General features: G+C 62.8%; 10 protein-coding genes. 3 read left to right on the forward strand and 7 right to left on the reverse strand.

The window, feature by feature from the left end; genetic code table 11:
• Positions 1-623: 623 nt before the first annotated feature.
• The 3 genes from nudE to ACNFCH_RS25315 all read right to left on the reverse strand — a co-directional run bounded on the left by nudE (position 624) and on the right by ACNFCH_RS25315 (position 3589).
• Positions 624-1175, reverse strand: a complete 552-nt coding sequence (nudE, locus tag ACNFCH_RS25305) for an ADP compounds hydrolase NudE (protein ID WP_337157374.1) — start codon at positions 1173-1175, stop codon at positions 624-626.
• 104 nt (positions 1176-1279) lie between these two features.
• Positions 1280-2407 (reverse strand): helix-turn-helix transcriptional regulator, encoded by a 1128-nt coding sequence (locus tag ACNFCH_RS25310; protein WP_337157375.1) that lies wholly within the window; start codon positions 2405-2407, stop codon positions 1280-1282.
• Between the two features lie 138 nt (positions 2408-2545).
• On the reverse strand, positions 2546-3589 hold the full coding sequence (locus tag ACNFCH_RS25315) for a Rieske 2Fe-2S domain-containing protein (RefSeq protein WP_416744397.1): 1044 nt from the start codon (positions 3587-3589) through the stop codon (positions 2546-2548).
• 203 nt (positions 3590-3792) lie between these two features.
• Between ACNFCH_RS25315 and ACNFCH_RS25320 the strand changes: the two genes are divergently transcribed.
• Both ACNFCH_RS25320 and ACNFCH_RS25325 read left to right on the forward strand, forming a co-directional pair.
• Complete coding sequence (locus ACNFCH_RS25320) at positions 3793-4719, forward strand: alpha/beta hydrolase (protein WP_416744399.1); 927 nt, start codon at positions 3793-3795, stop codon at positions 4717-4719.
• A 237-nt stretch (positions 4720-4956) separates the two neighbouring features.
• Positions 4957-5130 carry a hypothetical protein gene (locus ACNFCH_RS25325; RefSeq protein ID WP_167358108.1) on the forward strand — a complete coding sequence of 58 codons (174 nt, stop codon included), beginning with the start codon at positions 4957-4959 and terminating at the stop codon, positions 5128-5130.
• A gap of 5 nt (positions 5131-5135) precedes the next feature.
• On the opposite strand, the gene ACNFCH_RS25330 is transcribed toward ACNFCH_RS25325, so the two are convergent.
• Positions 5136-5726: a TetR/AcrR family transcriptional regulator gene (locus ACNFCH_RS25330; RefSeq protein WP_416744400.1), complete on the reverse strand. Its 591-nt coding sequence runs from the start codon at positions 5724-5726 to the stop codon at positions 5136-5138.
• 161 nt (positions 5727-5887) lie between these two features.
• Between ACNFCH_RS25330 and ACNFCH_RS25335 the strand changes: the two genes are divergently transcribed.
• Entirely contained in the window at positions 5888-7642 is a 1755-nt protein-coding gene (locus ACNFCH_RS25335) for an FAD-dependent oxidoreductase (protein WP_416744401.1), read from the forward strand.
• 94 nt (positions 7643-7736) lie between these two features.
• Here the strand turns inward: ACNFCH_RS25335 and ACNFCH_RS25340 are convergent, their stop codons facing one another.
• The 3 genes from ACNFCH_RS25340 to ACNFCH_RS25350 form a co-directional block, all read right to left on the reverse strand.
• Positions 7737-14105, reverse strand: a complete 6369-nt coding sequence (locus ACNFCH_RS25340) for an invasin domain 3-containing protein (RefSeq protein WP_416744403.1) — start codon at positions 14103-14105, stop codon at positions 7737-7739.
• A gap of 442 nt (positions 14106-14547) precedes the next feature.
• Entirely contained in the window at positions 14548-18339 is a 3792-nt protein-coding gene (locus ACNFCH_RS25345) for an inverse autotransporter beta domain-containing protein (protein WP_416744405.1), read from the reverse strand.
• Between the two features lie 489 nt (positions 18340-18828).
• Entirely contained in the window at positions 18829-19584 is a 756-nt protein-coding gene (locus tag ACNFCH_RS25350) for a glucose 1-dehydrogenase (RefSeq protein ID WP_337157382.1), read from the reverse strand.
• Between the last annotated feature and the right edge of the window lie 134 nt (positions 19585-19718).

Raw genomic sequence — 19718 nt, forward strand, 5'->3', positions numbered from 1 at the left:
TTACCCGCGAACACCGGCGCAGCCGGTGCCATTCACCGAGGCGTTTGCTTCGCGGGTAAACCCGCTCCCACAGGTTCTCCGGTGTTCTCAACAACACCGCTGTGCCTGTGGGAACCGCGCCAGGGCTGGTATTTGCACGGCTGAAAAGTGTCAAGGGATAGCAACTGAAGGCGATTCAAGCTTGTCCGGCACCATAGACCACAGGCTCACCGCTGTCCTTGAGAACGGCGCTGTACCTGCGGGTTTACCCGCGAATAGGCCGGAACTGCCACAGACCACGCCGTAGCTACGCGATAGTCCAGGCGCCACCAATCGCGACCTCAGGAGGCCGAGTGGAGGTGTCTGGAGGGGCAGGCGCGCAGCGCCCTTCGGCGCAGCCGAAGTCGCGAGATGGAGACTTGCGTAGCAAGTCGGAGGCCGCGAAGCCCCGCAAGGCACCGGAGCGGAGGGAACCCCGGCGCGCAGCGCCGGGGCCGTATGTGGGAGCCAGCGGTTTTTGCCTACTTTTGCCCAAGAGCAAAAGTAGGTCGCCGTAAAGGCGAAAAGCGCCAGTGGCGCCACCACCAACACCGGATATTCACACAACCTGAAAGCCCAAGCCCAAGCCCAAGCCCAAACCCAACTCACCCCCGCTGCGCAAGCACCCCCATGGCCATGAACAACGCCGCAATAGCCCGCGCCTCATGCAGTTCACCCTTGGCCACCAGCTTAGGAACCTCCGCCAACGCCACCGACAAACACTCCAAAGGCTCCGGCTCATCACCACCGTCATTGCTGCAAGGGCTCAGCTGTTCAGCCAGCACCACCCGACAGCGGTGGCACAGATGCCCCGGCGCCAGGGTCAGCTCACCCAGCTCGGTCAGCCGACCGGCCCGCAGGCCGACTTCCTCGCCCAACTCACGCTGCGCCGCCTCCAGGTAGCTTTCCCCCGTATCGGCACCGCCCTTGGGCAAACCGAGAATGGTGCCTTCGACCCCCACCGCGTACTCGCGCACCATCAGCACATGCTCCGGATCCGGCATGGCCACCAGCAGCACCGACCGGTAGCCGGTGCCGCGCAGGCGCTCGTAGACCCGATGCTGACCATTGCTGAAGCGCAGGTGCAGGGCTTCGATCTGGAAGTGGCTGCTCTGGGCCAGCAGCTCGGTCTTGAGAATGGTTGGGCTCTGGCGCATGGCGGGGGCCTCTGGCAACGGAAAGCGACGAGGCTACTGTGCGCTGCCGGCCGGCGCCTGCCATCGTCCGAGCGGACGATGACCAGGCAGGCGGGTAGGGGGCTTCAGCCCAGGGTGGCGACGCTGCGCAGGATCAACCGCACAAGCATGGTCTGGCGTGTGACGCCGGTCTTGGAGAAGGTCGAGCGCAGGTGCGCACGCGAGGTGTTGCGGCTGATGCCCAGCTCCTCGGAGGCTTCGTCCAGGGTCAGGCCGTTGGCCAGTAGCATGGCCAGCTGGGTTTCGGCCGGGGTGAAGTCGAACAGGGCACGGACGATCTCCTGAGGCGCCGAAGACTGCTGCTCCGGGTCGCTGATGAAGATCACCACGGTCGGGCATTGCTTGCCCTCGCTCCAGGCCGACAGCGGCACCGAGCGCACGATGATGCCCAGGTCCGCACGCCCGGACGGGCGCTTGACGCGCATGGCCTCGACCACCGAGGCCAGGTTGCCCTTCTGCGACAGCATGGCCTGGCGCACCAGGCGACGAAACTCCTGGGTGTCCCGGGCGCTGCCGACCTGCAACCCATCGTTGACCTGCTTGATGCCGTCCTTCTCTTGCAGCAGGCGCTCGGCCACCTGGTTGGTCTGCAGGACCTTGCCGGTGTCATCGAGGATGATGGTGCCCACGGCCATCTGGTCCACGGCACCGGCGTACAGGTTGCGCTCGGTCTCGATGCGGTTGAGCTGCATGTGCATCTTGATCGAGCGTTCCAGGTGCGGGATGAACCGCGCCAGCAGGCATTTTTCCGACTCGACGAAGGGCGCATCGTCACGCCCGCGGCTGATGCGCAGGCGGCACTGGGCGCCGTCGCTGGTGTTGATGTCCACGCCCAGGATGTGGAACACATCCGCCGGCTCCAGGAAGTTGCGGAAGAACTCCGACTGCTTGAGTTCGGCCTCGGGCATGAAGTCGGCCAAGGCGACCACTTCGCGGTTGGGCAGCCCGACGAACGGGTCCAGGGCGAAGAAGTGCTTGTTATAGGACGCGGTGGCGTCGCTGGAGGTGCCATTGGTGCTGACCATCAAACCGTCGACCTGGGTGCTGGGCGGACGCAGGATGAAGGTGACGTACTTGCTGTGCAGAAGGCTGTTGAGTTGATTGAGGAAGGTGACCCAGGGGATGGATTCCAGCGGCCCCTCGTAGAGCTGGCCGACCAGCTCGCTGAAGTCTTCGAAACTGAGAGTCTGCATCGATGGTTACCGCTTCTTATTATTAGCATTGGCGTCGGCGAGCATATAGGGAGCCCTTGTCCGCGCGCAATGTCATGTTGCGGGGGCCCGACAGCGGGTTGCCTGGACCGCTGCCGGGTTGTGCCAGGGGTGATGCGGTCAGGCGCGTTCGCTGCTGCGCACGACGAATTGCTTGCTGTCGCGGGTCTCGTCGGCCAGCAGGGCGACGTCGGTATAGAACTGCTCGTACCAGCGGCGCAGTTGGTACACCGGGCCATCCCCGTCGCACAGCAGCGGGTTGTCGACGCGGGTCTTGGTGTGCCAGATGGCGACGTCTTCGTAGAAGGCTTCCTGGGCCTGCTTGACGTAAGCCTTGGCGATGGCCTGGTTTTCTTCCTCGGACAATCCCGGAATCTTCTTGACCAGCACGCCATAGCGCAGGGTGAAGCTGTTCAGGTCGATCGGCACGTGGCAGTTGAGCAGGATCGAGTGGATCGGCTGGCCACCCATGGCGCCGGTCATTTCGGTGATCTGGTAGGCCGGGCCGTAGTAGGTGGCCACGGTGGTCAGCTCGCTGTCGCCGGACAGCCGCTCACTGCGCGCGCGCATGATCTGGGCGGCGGTGTGGCCTTCGAAAACGTTGCTGAACTCATCGACCGGCGCGCCATGGACTGAGCCGAAGTGCGCCATGTCGGCGACGTTGTCGATCAGTTCCCGGCAGTTGGTGTCGATCTTGAGGTCGGCGATTTCCCAGTTGGCCCAGGTGTCGTCGAAGCAGGCGTCGATGCGCGGGATGGCCTGCTCGTCGATCGGTGCATTGCCTTCGGGGTCGTTCCAGACGAACAGCAGGTGGTTCTGCTCCATGATCGGCCAGCGCTTGATCTTGGCCCGTGGCGGGATGCGCTTGGCGTAGGGGATGTCGTCGCACACACCGTCCGCGTTCCAGCGCCAGCTGTGGAAGGGGCAGCGGATGGCGTTGCCTTCGACGCAACCGGTGCTCAGGTCGGCGCCCATGTGCGGGCAATAGCCGTCGAGGATGTTCAGCTGGCCGTCTTCGCCCTGGAAGGCCACTAGGCGGGTGCCGAACACATCCAGCCGGTGCGCCTTGCCATCACGGTACTGAGCCGCCAGGCCCAGGCAGTGCCAACCGCGCGCGTAGCGGTCTTCCAGCAGTTTGGCTTCGATACGGTGCAGCGTGCTCATGTTGTTGTTCTCCAGTCTTTGTTGGGGCCGCCGGCCGTACCACGCCACCTCGGTCACTGGCAGCTCGGTTGGCGGTACTGATGCACCGGAGTGATTCTGCCGCGCGTGACGCATCGGTCATCGTCTGAACGGACGATGGCCGCCGTTGACAGTGCCGATCTACTGACGTCCATCCGTACCCAGTGACGTTCAAGGAGAGCGCCATGCCCCTCGATACCCAGATGGCCGCCGTGCTCCAGGGCTTCACCGCCCAGGGCGAGCCGGACTACGCCACCCTCGATGCCGTGCAGTACCGCCTGCACGCCGACAACCTGATGCCGCCGCTGCCAGGGGCGGACATGGCCGAAGTGCGCGACCTCCAAGTGGGCGGCGCGGCGGGCCTGCTGCCGGCGCGCCTGTACCGCCCGATGGCCCGCGATGACCTGCCGCTGCTGGTGTTCTTCCATGGTGGCGGCTTTGTCATCGGCAACCTCGACACCCACGACAACCTGTGCCGCGCTCTGGCCCTGGAGACCAGCGCGGTGGTGGTGTCGGTGGGCTATCGCCTGGCGCCGGAAGCACGCTTCCCGGCAGCGCCCGAGGACTGCTACGCCGCCACCTGCTGGTTGGTCGAGCAGGCCGATGAGCTGGGGGTGGACGCCCGCCGCCTGGCAGTGGCCGGGGACAGCGCCGGCGCCAACCTGGCCATCGCCGTGAGCCGGCTGGCCCGGGAGCGCCAGGGCCCGGCGATCCGTCATCAATGCCTGTTCTACCCGGTGACGGACGCGGCGTGCGACAGCGCGTCCTATCGCGACTTCGCCGAGGGCTACCTGTTGTCGCGGGCGATGATGGGGTGGTTCTGGGCGCAGTACCTGGAGCATGCCGAGCAGGGCACCGACCCCTTGGCCTCGCCGCTGCGTGACGAGCACCTGCAGGGCCTGCCGGTCACCACGCTGCTGACTGCCGAATACGACCCGCTGCGCGATGAGGGCGAGGCCTTCGCCGAGCGCCTGCAGGCGGCCGGGGTGGCGGTGCGCTCGCAGCGCTGCGACGGCATGGTGCATGGCTTCATCAGCATGGCGCCGTTCGTCGAGGCGGCCGCCCGTGCGTTGCAGGGCGCTGCGGCGGACATCCGTCGGGCGCTGTCGTGAAATTGATCCGCCTCGTCCGTTTGGACGAGGCGGGCCGAGCGCGTCGCTTCTAGGGTCTGTATGAAAAGTCTTGAGACGAAGGTCAGGCAAGGCGAAAACAGCCGAGGAAGCGCAGTTTACGGGTTGTAAATGAGCATTCCGAGGCTGTTTTCAACGCAGCATCACCGAGTATCAAGGCTTTTCGTACAGAGCCTAGTCTGGCTTCACAACGTCTCCCTCGCTCATAGAGGCATGGCCATGAAAACAACAACAAGATTTTGCCTGACCCTGATCGTGTGTGCCTTCGCCGCCGCCTATGTGGCCGCAGTCACACGCCCCTTGCCCATGCCGCTGAGCATGGCCTACTACTGCCAGCCCAATTATCAGCCGTGCTACATGCCGGTGCCCAGTTCCATGCGCCTGTTGCCCTGACGGGCTCAGGCACTGATGGGGCGCAGCAGGCGCAGTTGCTTGCGGATCTGCTCCGGCGCCTCGGGCACCAGGCAGTAGGCCAGGCATAGCCGGCTGATCAGGGCGATGCTGTCGTCCAGGCTGACGCTGGCGCCGTGGCGCTCGACATGGCGCTCGAAGGGGCCGGCCAGCAGTTGCTGCCACAACGGCGCGATGTCCTCGAGGATGTAGGCGAACACCTCGGGGCTGGCCGCCTTGGCCAGGTAGCCCTGGTGAAACCCGCCCCGGTGCTGGTCGCGATAGCGCACGGCAAAGCACAGGCATTCTTCCAGGTAGCGCTCGAAATCGTCCTCGAAGCCGACCAGCTGTTGCTGCATGGCACTGAAGAACCCGGCGTTCTCGCTGCTGATCACCGCCTGCACCAGTTCCTGCTTGGTGGCGAAGTAGCGGTACAGCGTGCGCCGGGAAATATTCGCCCGGCGCGCCACGTCGTCGATGGCAAAACCATCCGGGCCCACCTCGCTCATCGCCGCCAGCGCGCATTCCAGGATCTGCTGTCGCCCTTGCTCGGCACTGTCCATACGGCTGGCATCGCCCCAGCGCAGTTGTCGGGTCATGGCGGAACCTTCTGTGGTCATCGGGATTGGCAGCGATTGTCGCACTTAATGGCACGGCTGCAAGTTTTTGTGTCATCACAATGACGCATAAACAAAAATATGTGACATAGTGCGGGCTCCATGGAATCGCGGCCAGCGGCCGCCAGCGGGGAGGTGCATCGATGAACAATGACAATCAGCAGGCTGTGCACTGGGACGCCGTCTACGACGTGGTCGTGGTCGGCTCGGGGGCCGGCGCCATGACGGCGGCGTTGCGGGCCCACGACCAGGGGCTGTCGGTCCTGATGGTGGAAAAGGCCGCCGAGTACGGCGGCACCACGGCCATCTCCGGTGGCGGGATCTGGATCCCCTGCAACGACCAGATCGAAGCGCTCGGCGGCAACGATTCACGCGAGGAGGCCCAGGCCTACCTGCGGGCCACGGTCGGCGAGGACTACGACCCGGCGCGCATCGACGCCTACCTGGAGCATGGCCCGCGCATGGTCGGCTACCTGGCCGCCCAGGCGCAGACGTACTTTCGCGCCGTGAAGCGCTACCCGGACTACTACCCCGAGCGCGAGGGCGGTAAACCCGGCTACCGCACCATGGAGCCGGCGAGCTTCGATGCGGCGCGCCTGGGGGATGAGTTCCAGCGCCTGCGCGCGCCGTCGCCAGCCACGCTGATCGCCGGGCGCATCGCCATGACCCAGGTCGAGGCCCACACCATCCTGGCCAAGGAGCCCGGTTGGCTGTGGCTCACCGCCCGCCTGGGCCTCAAATACATGGCCGACTTTGCCTGGCGCCGGCGCACGCCGCGTGACCGGCGCCTGACCTTGGGCAATGCCTTGGTCGCCAGCCTGCGCGCGGCGATGCAGGTGCGGCAGATCGAGCTGTGGTTGCAAGCGCCGATGCGCAACCTGTTGAGCCATGGGGGCAAGGTGACGGGGTTGGTGGTCGAGCGCCAGGGCAAGCCTGTGAACGTGCGCGCGGCGTTTGGAGTGATCCTCGGTTGCGGGGGCTTCGAGGCCGACCAACTGATGCGCGAGCAGTACCTGCCCAGCCCGACCCGCGCCGAATGGACGGCCGCGCCGCCGATCAATACCGGCGATGGCATCCGCGCAGGCCTGGCCCAGGGCGCGGACGTGGCGCTGATGGACCATGTGTGGGGCGCCCCGACCGTGCGTGTGCCGGGCGAGGAGAAGCAGCGTGCGCTGTTCGTCGAGCGGGCGTTTCCGCGCTGCATCATGGTCAATGGCCGCGGCGAGCGCTTCGTCAACGAGGCCGCGCCGTACACGGACATCATCTACGCCATGTACGCCGACCAGGTGCGCACGGGCGCCAACGTGCCGGCTTGGCTGATCTTCGATGCCGAATACCGCAAACGCTACCCCTGCGGTGTGCTGCTGCCAGGCTCCGTGCAGTCGGACAGCAAGATCCCCGAGGGCTGGCTGGACAATGTCATTTACCGCGCCGACAGCCTGGCGGCGCTGGCGGCCAAGATCGGCGTGAGCGCGGCGGGGCTTGGGCAGAGCGTTCAGCGCTTCAACCAGATGGCGGCCCTGGGCGTGGACACCCAGTTCGGCAAGGGCGACAGCCTGTTCGACCGCTACTACGGCGACAGCAACTGCCGGCCCAACCCGTGCCTGGGGCCGGTGGAGCGCGGGCCGTTCTATGCCTTGCGCATCGATGCCGGGGAGCTGGGTACCAAAGGCGGTCTGCGCACCGACGCCGACGCCCGCGTATTGCGCGCGGACGGGGCGGTGATCGAAGGGTTGTATGCCATCGGCAATACCAGCGCGGCGTTGATGGGCAAGACCTATCCAGGGCCAGGGTCGACCATTGGGCCGGCGATGACGTTTGGCTTCATTGCGGCCGATCATCTGGCGCGGCAGGTGCCGATCGAGCAGGTGGAGCGGGTGGGGGTGGGGGCTTTGTAATTTGTACTCAGGGCGATGTGAGGCAAAGCTGGTCACATCTTTCAATAACGGAATCTAAAGAGCCCCGGCAGAGCCGGGGCTTTTTCAAGGAGCTTCAGAAATAACAAAGTAAGCGGGTTGGCTTTGTTTCATCTTCGGGCGGCAGGGAGCTATCTTGTGTGGCCGATACTCGAACCCATTCCGTTGTTCCATATACTAAGAAGAAGTTATCGTTAGTGTCAGGCAGAATGCTTTGCCATTCCGGCAGCAGTCCGTCTACCCTCGTTACTCCAGTACCCCGAGTATATAGCCAGAGCGGTACCGACTGCATTCCTTTTTTTGTACACTTGGCCCCAACCTCAACGGGTGTAGTCACTACACTCTCGTTGCCGATATCATACCAATATCGGTTATTGAAAACATATGTGTGCTCGACACTGCTTCCCTTTCGCTTGGCCTTGATCGTCACACTCCTCTTCGCCGGGCTTTCCTGAGGTGAGGCTTTGAATTTGAAGCTGCCTGCTTCTTGAGGTTCCAAAAAGCCCTTGTTGGAGGATGACCAGTCGTAGTCATTAGGGTCGGCATTGTTTCCAAGCAAGAGAGTGAACTTTGCACCCAGGTAAGCTGTACTTGGAAATCCGGAGTCTTTCGGGAAATTGAACGCCGTACCGTAATCATTACGGGCGCCGGAAAATGCCGTGCTGAGCAATTCGATAGATGTGGATTTGTTCCAGGTAATATCCGCGATGTTTGCAATAATTGTGTATTCGCCTATTTCGTTACCATATGCACCGCCATTCACCGAAGCAGTATAAATGCCCGAGCTGCCCTCTTCAGTGACTTTACTGAAATGGATGTTGTATTCGGGTACGTTGCTACTGTCCATGGCAACAAAGGTGATGTCATCCGCGAGACCACTAACGGGGCTGTTGGCGTCATCCTGTACTGTAAAGATAACCTTGCTCTGATCGAAACCGTCCGCGAGGATCTTGTCTTTACTGAGCTCGAGCTTCGAGTGAGCCTCCGCGGGTGGAGCGACCTTATACAATTCAACCGTCGTCGCCAGGGCTTTCAGCTCCACGGTGTCGGCCTGCGGGGTCACGGTATAGGTGCCTACCAGCGTGCCACCCAGCGATGCCTCGTACACACCGGTAGAGCCGATTTCCGTGATCGCGCTGACATCGACGTCACCTGGCGCCGGCATGCCGGCAGTCCCTTCGACCATGAACTTCAGATTGCCAACAAGGCCGGTGACCGGATTGTTGTGCGCGTCCTGGGCGGTGAAGATCAGCTTGCTGGTCTCTGTGCTGCCAGCGAGCACGCGCGCTGGGGTGGCGGTGAAGCTCGACGTGCCTGGCGCGACCGCGCCTACGGTCAGGGTCACCGTGTCCTTCAGGCTCCCGACAGGGGCCTTGTCGAACATGGGCGTTACGGTCCAGGTATCGGCCTTGGTCCCGCTCAGGTCTGCCTCGTAGATACCGTCCGAGGCTTCTACCACGTTGGTGACGGTAACGTCCGTGCCAGCATCGCCATCGCTGCTGCTCTTCACGCTGAAGGACAGTTTATCGGCGATGCCGGTGATCAGGTTGTCATGGGCGTCCTTGGCAGTGAACTTGAGGCGCGAGCTGTCTTTGCCGTTGGCTTCTAGGGTTTTCGGGTTGGCGACAAACTCCGACAGGCCCGCATCCAGTGCACCAGGGGTCAGGGTCACGTCGACCTTGAGGCTACCGACGGCGGTGCCCTTGAGCGTTGGTGTGACGGTCCAGACACCGGCTTTGGTGCCGCTGAGTTTAGCGGTGTAGGTGCCTGCGGTCGCTTCCTGCAGAGCGTCCACGGTCACGTCGCCACCTGCTGCGCCGCCACTGCTGTCGGTGACCTCGAAGGTGAGATCGCCTACGAGGCCTTTGACCGGATTGCCTTGGGCGTCCAGGGCGATGAACTTCAGTTCGGACTTTTCGGAGCCACCCACTGCGATGCTCGGCGGGTTTGCCGAAACACTGGAGCGGCCTGCGTCCACGGCATCAGGGGTCAGGACCAGCTTATCGTTCATGCCGGTGGCGGCGCCGTCGAGCCAGACTTCCACGGTCCAGGTATCGGCCTTGGAGCCTTTCACGGTGGCGGTATAAGTGCCGGCCGCAGTTACGCTGACGCTCCCGAAGATGACGCCTGTGCTGGCATCCTGGCCATCCTCGTTGTGCGCGCGGAATGCAAGTTTGCCTTCGAGGCCGGTGATCGGGTTGTCCTTGGCATCCTTGACGATGACCTCGAGCGTCGCGCTGTCGCGGTTGTTGGCGATGATGGCGTCCGGTGCGACGGTAACGCTGGAGTGCCCGGTGTCCAATGCGCCGGGAACCACGGTCACCTTGGTGGCAATGCTACCGAGGGCGGTGCCGTTGACCTGTGGGGTGACGGTCCAGACATCGGCCTTGGTGGCGCTGAGCTTGGCGGTGTAGGTGCCTGGGGTGGTTTCCACGATGTCCTCCACGGTCACGTCGCCACTGGCGGCGCCGGCCACGTCGAAGGTGAGGTTGTCCACGAGATCTTTGACCGGGTTGTCTTGGGCATCCCGGGCAGTGAAGGTCAGTTCGGACTTTTCGGAACCACCGGCTTCAATGCGGTCCGGTTTTGCCGAAAGCGTGGACTTGCCGGCATCCACGGCGCCAGGAATCAGCTCCACGGTATCGCTCAAGCCGACGGCGGTGCCGTCGAGCATCAGGCTCACGGTCCAGTTATCGGCCTTGGTGCCTTTGAGGATCGCGGTATAGGTGCCTGTTGCAGTTTCGCTGATGTTCTCGATGGTGACACCTGCGGCGGCATCCTCGCCAAAACCGTTCGTCACGCTGAAGCTAAGTTGCTTTTCGAGGCCGGTGAGCGAGTTGTTCTCGGCGTCCTTGGCGATGAGCTCGATCAGCGAGCTGTCGCTGCCATTGGCTTTGATGGTTTTTGGCTTGACGGTAAAGGCGGAGCGTCCAGTGTCCAGTGCGCCTGGCACCAGGGTCACGTTGGTGGCGAGGCCGCTGAGCGCGGTGCCGTTGACCTGTGGGGTGACGGTCCAGACATCGGCCTTGGTGCCGCTGAGCGTGGCAGTGTAGGTGCCCGGGGTGGTTTCCTTGAGGTTTTCCACGGTCACATCGCTACCCCCGGCGTCGCCGGCGTCATTGTGTACGTCGAAGGTGAGGTCAGCCTCGATACCGACCAACGGGTTGCCTTGGGCGTCGTTGGCGTTGAAGGTCAAGTCGGACTTGGCAACCTTGTTCGCCGCAATGGTGTCGGGGTTTGCGGTGAACTTGGAGGTGCCCGCATCCACGGCGCCAGGGGTGAGGACCACTTTGTCGCTCATGCCGGTGGCGGTGCCGTCGAGCACGACCTCCACGGTCCAGGTATCGGCCTTGGAGCCTTTCAGGGTGGCGGTATAGGTGCCTGCCACGGTTTCGTCGATGTTCTCGATGGTCACGCCTGTAGCGGCATTCTCGCCCTTGTCGTTCTTCACGCTGAAGGTGAGTTTGCTTGCGAGGCCGGTGAGGGGGTTTTCCTTGGCGTCCTTGGCGATGAACTCGAGGGCCGAGCTGTCCTTGTTATTGGCTTCGATTTTTTCCGGTTTGGCGGTAAAGAGAGAGCGTCCGGTGTCCAATGCGCCGGCAAGCAGGGTCACGTCAGCGGCGAGGCTGGTGAGAGCGGTGCCTTTGAGCTGCGGGGTGACGGTCCAGACGTCGGCCTTGGTGCCGCTGAGCTTGGCGGTGTAGGTGCCTGCGGTGGTTTCTTGCAGGGGGGTGATGGTCACATCAGAACCTACCGGCGCGCCGCTGCGGCCCTGCACGGCGAAGCTCAGGTCTGTTGCGAGATCGGAAACAGGATTGCCCTTGGCATCCTTGGCGTTGAACGTAAGTTCCGATTCGGCACCCCCTACCACGATGGATATTGGGTTGGCGGTGAAGTCGGAGGTGCCGGCGTCCACTGCGCCCGGCGTGAGGACGACCTGGGTCTTGATGTCCAGGGCGTTGCGATCGAGCAGTGGCGTTACGGTCCAGGTATCGGCCTTGGTCCCGCTCAACTCGGCTTTGTAGATACCAGGCGCGATTTCTGTCGCAGTGGTCACAGTGACCTGCGAGCCGGCGTCGCCGCCGCTGGCGTTCTTCATGCTGAAGGACAGTTTGTTGGCGATGTCGGTGATCGGATTGTCCTCGGCGTCCTTGACGGTGAGTGTCAGGGTCGAGATATCGCCGCCGCCGGCTTCGATGTTGTCCGGCGCGGCGGTGAGGGTCGAGCGAACGGCCGCGATCGGGCCGGCAGTCAGCGTCACGGTGTCCTTGAGCCCGCCGAGGGCGGTGCCTTTGAACTGTGGGGTGACGGTCCACACGCCGGCCTTGGTGCCGGTGAGGCGAGCGGTATAGCTGCCAGGCGTGGTTTCGGTCACCTGGCCGAGGGTGATACCGGTGCCTGGCGAGGTGCCGGCAGCATCCTTGATGACGAAGGTCAGTTGGTCGGCGATGTCGGGTACTGGGCTGCCATCCGCATCATTGGCCGTCAAGGTGAGGGTGGCCACGGTGGTGCCACTGGTATCGATCTTGTCGGGAGTGACGTTGAAGGTGGAGGTGCCGGCGTCGGGTACCCGGTCCATGATCGCGATGTTGGCCTGAGCCAGTGCGGTGTTCTGGATGGACGGCTTGAGGGTCAGGGCTTCCGGCAGGGTGCCGGCGGTGACGGTCACCTCGTACACACCAACCGATTTACGGCTGAAGTCCGAGACCTTGGCGCCGGTGCTGGCGGTGCCACGGGTAACGGCCAGGCTCAGGTCGCTCAGGGGCACGTCGATCAGGCCGTCCTGGCCGTCGCGCACGGTCAAGGTCATTACTTGGACGCCGCTCTTGGTGGGCACGACGCTGTCGGTGGGCAGGAAGGTGCTGCGCGCGGCGTTGAACACAGGCGCGTTGACGGTGATTTGGGTTTCGCTGCGGTTGGAGCGGTTGCCTTGCTTGTCCACGGCCACGCCGTGCAGGGTATAGGTGTTCACCGCCTGGGCGCCAGTGCGATAGAACGGCAGGGTCAGCTGGTAGTCGCTGCCGCCCAGGTGCTCGATCTTGCCACCGGCTTGCAGCAGGGTGGCGGCGCTCCAGTCGATGCGCTCCAGGCCGTACTTGCTCTGGACCGTCACCTGCAGGGATTTACGCTCGCCACCGGCCCCGGCCAGTTGGCGGGCGACGTTCAGGCGAATGACTTCTTTCTTGCGGTATTCGAGGACGATGTTGTTGTTGCGCTCGACCAGATCGTAGCGGCTGCCGGCCAGGGTGCGCATGGCGGCGACTTGGCTTGGGTCGGTCTGCTTGCTCCAGCTTTGGCCCAGACTCCAGTTGAACTGCATGCCGAACTGGGTATCACTGGCACCGGCATCGCCGCGACGTTGCTCGGCGCTGAAGGTGAGCAGCGGAATGGGGGTGTAGGTGACGCCGGTGGTGACGGCGTGCGGGTTTTTCTTGCGGTTGTCTTTGCCGAACAGGCCCACTTCGCTGCCGTAGTATTTTTCGTAGGTCAGCTTGCCGCCCAGTTGCGGCATGGACGGCAGCCAGCCTTCGGCGCGCACGTCCCAGCCGTTGGCCGGGCGTTCTTCGTAGTCGACCACGTCAGGCGAGGTGCGCCAGTCGCTCAGGCGGTGGTAGCTGTTGGCGCTGAGCTTGAGGTAGTCGCGCCAGTACTCCACACCTACGCCCAGGCGCGAGTGGCTGCGGGAGAGATCGTGGTCGAAGAAGGTGTTGACGCCGACCATGTAGCCATCGTTGAAACGGCGTACGCCCACACCCAGGTTGGCCTGGTTGCGGTCGTCGGTGCGGTGGATGCTGCCCTGGGTGAAGAGCAGGTGTTTTTCTTCGTCGCGTACCGGCAGCAGCAGGTCGAGCGAAGAGCTGGCCAGGGACAGCTTGTCGTCGACGTTGATCTGCACGCGGGCGGTGCCGTAGCGGCTCAGCCATTCCTGGGTCTGGGCGCTGACTTCGCTGGACGCCATGCCACGGGCCATGGAGGCGGCCGCATCGCTCTTGTTGACGTCAGCGGTGAGGAAGTTGGCGGTGCCGCTGGCCATGCCGGCGAGTTTGCGGGCTTGTTCGTCGTCCTGGGTGTCGAGGGTCTCGCGGGTCACACCATTGGAATTGAGCTCGGGCAGGGCCATGCGTGGGGCGCTGGGCACTTCGAGGCGGTCGCCTGGGCGCAGGTTGTCGAAGCCATTGGTGAAGACCCGGCCCTGGTTGAGCGTGCGCAGTTCGGCGACGGTCATGTTGAAGCGCGCGGCCACGCGTTCGACGGTTTCGCCGGGGGCCAGGGTGTGAAGGAAGGTACGTTGAGTTTGCGCGGCGCCAGGCTTTTGATTGCTGGCGGCACCGGCGTGGGTGGGGCTGAGGGCGACGGTCAACGGCAAGGTGGCCTGGATGGCGATGTTCATCCAGGCCAGCGCTCGGGTGGGGAGTGACAGTTGCGAGTGCGATTTCCTAATCATTAGATAATCCCGAAAGTTCTCCAAACGCCAGGTACTGGCGAAAGCCCGTATCACCCACCGCGCTTTGCAGGCGGCCAGGAAAGTTGCAGGGAAAAGGTGCCCCTGCCTTTTTTATTGGGTTGATGTGCCGGCGGTGTCATCCGCTTGGGCGATGCAGGCAAGTATCTGCAGCCCACATGACGCGCGCGCTGCAGCGCCTGGGCGCTGAAATGCATGTGCCTTGTTGGTTGCAGGTTTGATATTCGAAGCTATGGGCGGAGAGTACGGGGATTAGGTGGATAGATCTGTAGGAATTATCCGAAGTTGTAAGGGTGGTAATCTTTTGAAGGATTGTAGGACAGTTCTGCGGCCGAGGAGCTGGAGGTAGAATCAGTCTTCTGATAGAAAGCCGCCATTTTGGCTGCTTTCTATCAGAAGCGAAGGCCGCTTATTCAATGCTTCTTTAAAAAGCGCTGCGGCGGCACAGAGCCCCAAGACTATTCGTACTGCCATTCTGATAGCCGTGAGATTCAAAGTCTCCGGTTATGACATTGAGGGTGCTGTAAAAACCAGGCGAACTTTCCTCTGCGGTCCAGTAAAGAGGGATGAGCCCCCCCTGAAAGTCAGCGGTTGGGTATTGAGTCAGATTTCCCCACTCGGAATAGAGTGTGCCCAGACCTCGTTTATCTACACCCTGACTTAGTTCATCAACACGCTTCGACAAAGCGAAGTCGTACCCTAAGGCCGTGCAGAAACGGTCCGCTCCTGCCTTGTTACTGCTAGTTTTGCCGCTGTTTTTATACCAGTTTTTAATTGTGAAGGCGTAAGTTAGTGTGCCCAGTCCTCTCTTAGGTGTGGCGCTAATAGTAATTTTGTTGGTCTTGATTTCATCGATAAAATTTACTGTTCCGGTGCTGCCAACCGTCACGCCACTTTCATTACTGCTCCATGTGTAATCGGCCGCATTGGCTTTTTCCAACGTGATTGCGAAGATCGCACCTTTGAATCCTGTTGTCGGAAAGCCCTGTGTGCTGTTGAAGGTGTGGCCATTCACATGCAGGGAGGAGATGCTTGCGATGGTTTTGACTTCCAGTGGGGATTTCGATTTCGCTACCTCTTCGCCACTATATTTGAAAGTGAGGGCATATTCATCGGCCAGCCCCCCTTTAATGGTGGCGGTATAGACGCCTGACGTATCGACCTCGCTTATGCGGGTCACAGTGAGGTCGCCTGTTTGTGGGGGCTCTCCCTTGCTATTGGTGATGACCAGCTCGAGTCGATCGGCGATGCCGCTTACCGGCGCATTATTAATATCCTTGGCGGTCAAGGACACGGTGGCTTCCCGATTGCCGTCTGCAGGTATGGACTGAGGGGTGAGTGACACGGTCGAGGTTGTAGCCGCTGGCGGCAACGCTGTGAGGACCAAGATTTTCTTCAGCCCGGTCAGAAGCGCTGTGTCATAGACGGGCGTTATAGCCCAGGTATCGGCCTTGGTACCGCTGAGTTTGGCGGTGTAGGTACCTGGTGTGGTTTCTTTCAGATCCTTCAGGTCCATCTCTGTGCCTGACGCGTTGTCGCTGCTGTCACGTACATCAAATGTGAGTTTGCCAACGATACCGGGCACTGGGTTGCCTTGGTTGTCCTTCGCATTGAAAGTCAGGGTCGAGTGGGAGGTGCCGTTTGCCGGGATGGACGCAGGGCTGACCGTAAAAGCGGATGAGCCAGCGTCCAGTGCGCCTGGCTTCAATTCCACCTTCTCTTCGAGGCCCAGGGTCACGGTCTCGAGCACGGGGCTTACAGTCCAGATGTCGGCCTTGGTCCCGCTCAAGTTGGCTAGGTAGATGCCTGGCGCGGTTTCTATCGCTTTGGTCACGGTGACTTCCGAGCCGGCGTCGCCGCTGCCGTTCTTCACGCTGAAGGACAATTCTTCAGCGAGGCTTGTGACTGGATTGTCTTCGGCGTCCTTGGCGGTGAAGGTCAGGATCGAGATATCGCCGCCGTTGGCTTCGATAGCGTTCGGTGCAGCTTTCAGATTCGAGCGTGCCGCCGCGATCGGGCCGGCAGTCAGCGTCACGGTGTCCTTGAGCGTGCCGAGCGCGGTGCCTTGGTAGTGTGGGGTGACGGTCCACACACCGGCGGTGGTCCCGGTGAGGCGAGCGGTGTAGCTGCCCGGTGCAGTTTCGGTCACCTGGCCGACGGTGATGCCGCTGGCGGGCGGGTTGCTGCTGGCATCGGTGACAACGAAGGTCAGTTGGTCGGCGAGGTCGGGCACTGGAGAGCCGTCCGCATCGTTGGCAGTCAATTCGAGGGTGACAGGGGACGTGCCACTGGTATCGATGATCTTGGGCGTGGCTGCGAAGGTCGAGTTGCCGGCGTCGGGCACCCGGGCCCTGACCGAGATCTTGGCTCCAGCCAATGCGGTGCTCTGGTAGGAGGGCGTGAGCGTCAGGGCTTCCGGCACCTTGCCGGCGGTGACGGTCACTTCATAGATGCCCTGGGATTTACGGCTGATCTGCGACACGACGGTGCCGGTGGTGGCGGTGCCACGGGTCACGGCCAGGCTCAGGTCGCTCAGTGGCACATCGAGCAGGCCGTCCTGGGTGTCGCGCAAGGTCAGGGTCAGCACTTGGGTGCCTTGGGTGGGTACCACGCTATCGGCGGGCAGGAAGGTGCTGCGGGTGGCGTTGAACACCGGCGCGTTGACCGTGACCTGGGTTTCGCTGCGGTTGGAGCGGTTGCCTTGCTTGTCCACGGCCACGCCGTGCAGGGTGTAGGTGTTCACTGCCTGGGCGCCGGTTTGGTACAGGGGCAGGATGAGTTGATAGTCGCTGCCGCCCAGGTGCTCGATCTTGCCACCGGCTTGCAGCAGGGGGGCGGCGCTCCAGTCGATGCGCTCCAGGCCGTATTTGCTCTGGACCGTCACCTGCAGGGATTTACGCTCGCCACCGGCCCCGGCCAGCTGGCGGGCGACGTTCAGGCGAATGACTTCTTTCTTGCGGTATTCGAGGACGATGTTGTTGTTGCGCTCGACCAGGTCGTAGCGGCTGCCGGCCAGGGTGCGCATGGCCGCGACTTGGCTTGGGTCGGTCTGCTTGCTCCAGCTCTGGCCCAGGCTCCAGTTGAACTGCATGCCGAACTGGGTATCGCTGGCACCGGCATCGCCGCGACGTTGCTCGGCGCTGAAGGTGAGCAGCGGAATGGGGGTGTAGGTGACGCCGGTGGTGACGGCGTGCGGGTTTTTCTTGCGGTTGTCCTTGCCGAACAGGCCCACTTCGCTGCCGTAGTATTTTTCGTAGGTCAGCTTGCCGCCCAGTTGCGGCATGGACGGCAGCCAGCCTTCGGCGCGCACGTCCCAGCCGTTGGCAGGACGTTCTTCGTAGTCGACTACATCGGGCGAGGTGCGCCAGTCGCTCAGGCGGTGGTAGCTGTTGGCGCTGAGCTTGAGGTAGTCGCGCCAGTACTCAACGCCCAGGCCCAGGCGCGAGTGGCTGCGCGAGAGGTCGTGGTCGAAGAAGGTGTTGGCGCCGAGCATGTAGCCATCGTTGAAGCGGCGTACGCCCACACCCAGGTTGGTTTGGTTGCGGTCGTCGGTGCGGTGGAGGCTGCCCTGGGTGAACACCAGGTGACGCTCCTCGTCCCGCAGGGGCAGCAGCAGGTCGAGGGAGGAATTGGCCAGCGAGAGCTTGTCGTCGACATCGATCTGCACGCGGGCGGTGCCGAAGCGGCTGAGCCACTGCTGGGCCTGGCCGCTGGCCTCGCTGGCCGCCATGCCGCGAGCCATGGAGGCAGCTGCATCGCCTTTGTCGGTGTCGGCGGTGAGGAAGTTGGCAGTGCCGCTGGCCATGCTGGCGAGCTTGCGGGCTTGTTCGTCGTCCTGGTTGTCGAGGGCCTCGCGGGTCACGCCATTGGAGTTGAGCGCGGGCAGGGCCATGCGTGGGGCGCTGGGCACTTCGAGGCGATCGCCTGGGCGCAGGTTGTCGAAGCCATTGGCGAAGGCGCGCGATTTGTTGAGCGCGCGCAGCTCGGCGACGGTCATGTTGAAGCGCGCGGCCACGCGCTCGACGGTTTCGCCGGGGGCCAGGGTGTGAAGGGTGGTGGGGCGATGCTGTGCGGCGCCAGGCGTTTGGTCGCTGGCGGCCCCCACGTAGGTGGGGGTGAGGGCAACGGTCAACGGCAAGGTGGCCTGGATGGCGATGTTCATCCAGGCCAACGCTCGGGTGGGGCGTGACAGTTGCGAGTGTGCGCTTCTAATCATTAGAGGGTCCCGAAAGTTCTCCAGTCGCCAAGTAACGGCAAACGCCTGTATCACCCATCGCGTTTTAAAAGCGGCGATGAAAGTTGCAGGGGCAACGTTGCCGCCTGACTGTTCATTGGGTTGATGTGCCGGCGGTGTCATCCGCCCAGGTGATGCAGGCAAGTGTCTAGAACCCACGAAATTCGAGCGCGACAGCACTTTTGTGCTGAGGTGCAGATGCCTTGTGGGTTACAGGTTTCGATGTTCGAAATAGCGCCGCTAAGTTAGGGCTGGAGTGGTACGAAAAGTACGGGATAAACCGGATACATCTGTAGGGATAATCCGATCTTAGGAATTGATAACTTTCGGAATGGCGTTGTAGGGGGCGCTACAAGTGGCGGCGAGAAGGGCGGAAACAAACGCGCGTTGGGATAACACATTCAACTTTAGGTGGGAACTGGCAACACCCTCAGCCCCTGGGCGCGCAACGCGCCCCCAGGGGTAGGACACTCAACCAAAGGTGGTGCCGGCGAGCATGCCGCCGTCGATGATGAACTCGGAGCCGGTGCAATAGCTGGACTCGTCACTGGCCAGGAACAGCACCAGGTTGGCCACTTCCTCAGGCTGGCCGATGCGCGGAATCGGCAAGCCTTTGTAGACCTGTGCCGGGTCGAAATCGGCCATTTCCGGTGGACGGGACATGACGGTGTCGATACCGCCCGGGTGCACCGAGTTGACCCGGATCCCCGAAGCGCCCAGCTCCAGGGCTGCGGCCTTGGTCATGCCGCGCACGGCGAACTTGCTCGAGGAATAGGCCGTGCCGTAGGCCACGCCTTCCATGCCAGCGGTGGAGGAGACGTTGACGATCGAGCCGCCTCCGGCCTGGCGCATGGCCGCCAGCACCGACTTCATGCCCAGCCAGCAACCGACCTGGTTGACCTCGATCACCCGGCGGTAGTCCTCCAGCGAGCAATGCTCCAGCGGCGCCATGCGCAGGATGGCGGCGTTGTTGACCAGCACGTCGAGCTTGCCGAACTGCGCCTGGGTCACCTCGACCGCGGCCTGCCACTGCTCCGGGTTGGTGACGTCCAGGGGCTGGAAGCGCGCGGCCTCACCCAGCTCGGCGGCCAGGGCCCGGCCTTCGGCTTCCAGGACATCGGCGATCACCACCTTCGCGCCCTCGGCGACGAAACGCCGGGCTTCTGCTGCGCCCTGGCCGCGTGCGGCACCGGTGATCAGGGCGACTTTGCCTGCCAATCGACTCATCGTGTAGCTCCTTTTTGTCGTTATGTAGAGACCGGACACATCGCTGACACGTGTGCGGAGACATGGTTGACACATTATGGTCCGTAATCAGGTTTATTCACGTCGATGGTGCGCAGGCGTTGATGGCAAAAGTA

Source organism: Pseudomonas sp. NY15354 (genome assembly GCF_048068075.1).
GTDB lineage: Bacteria > Pseudomonadota > Gammaproteobacteria > Pseudomonadales > Pseudomonadaceae > Aquipseudomonas > Aquipseudomonas guariconensis_C.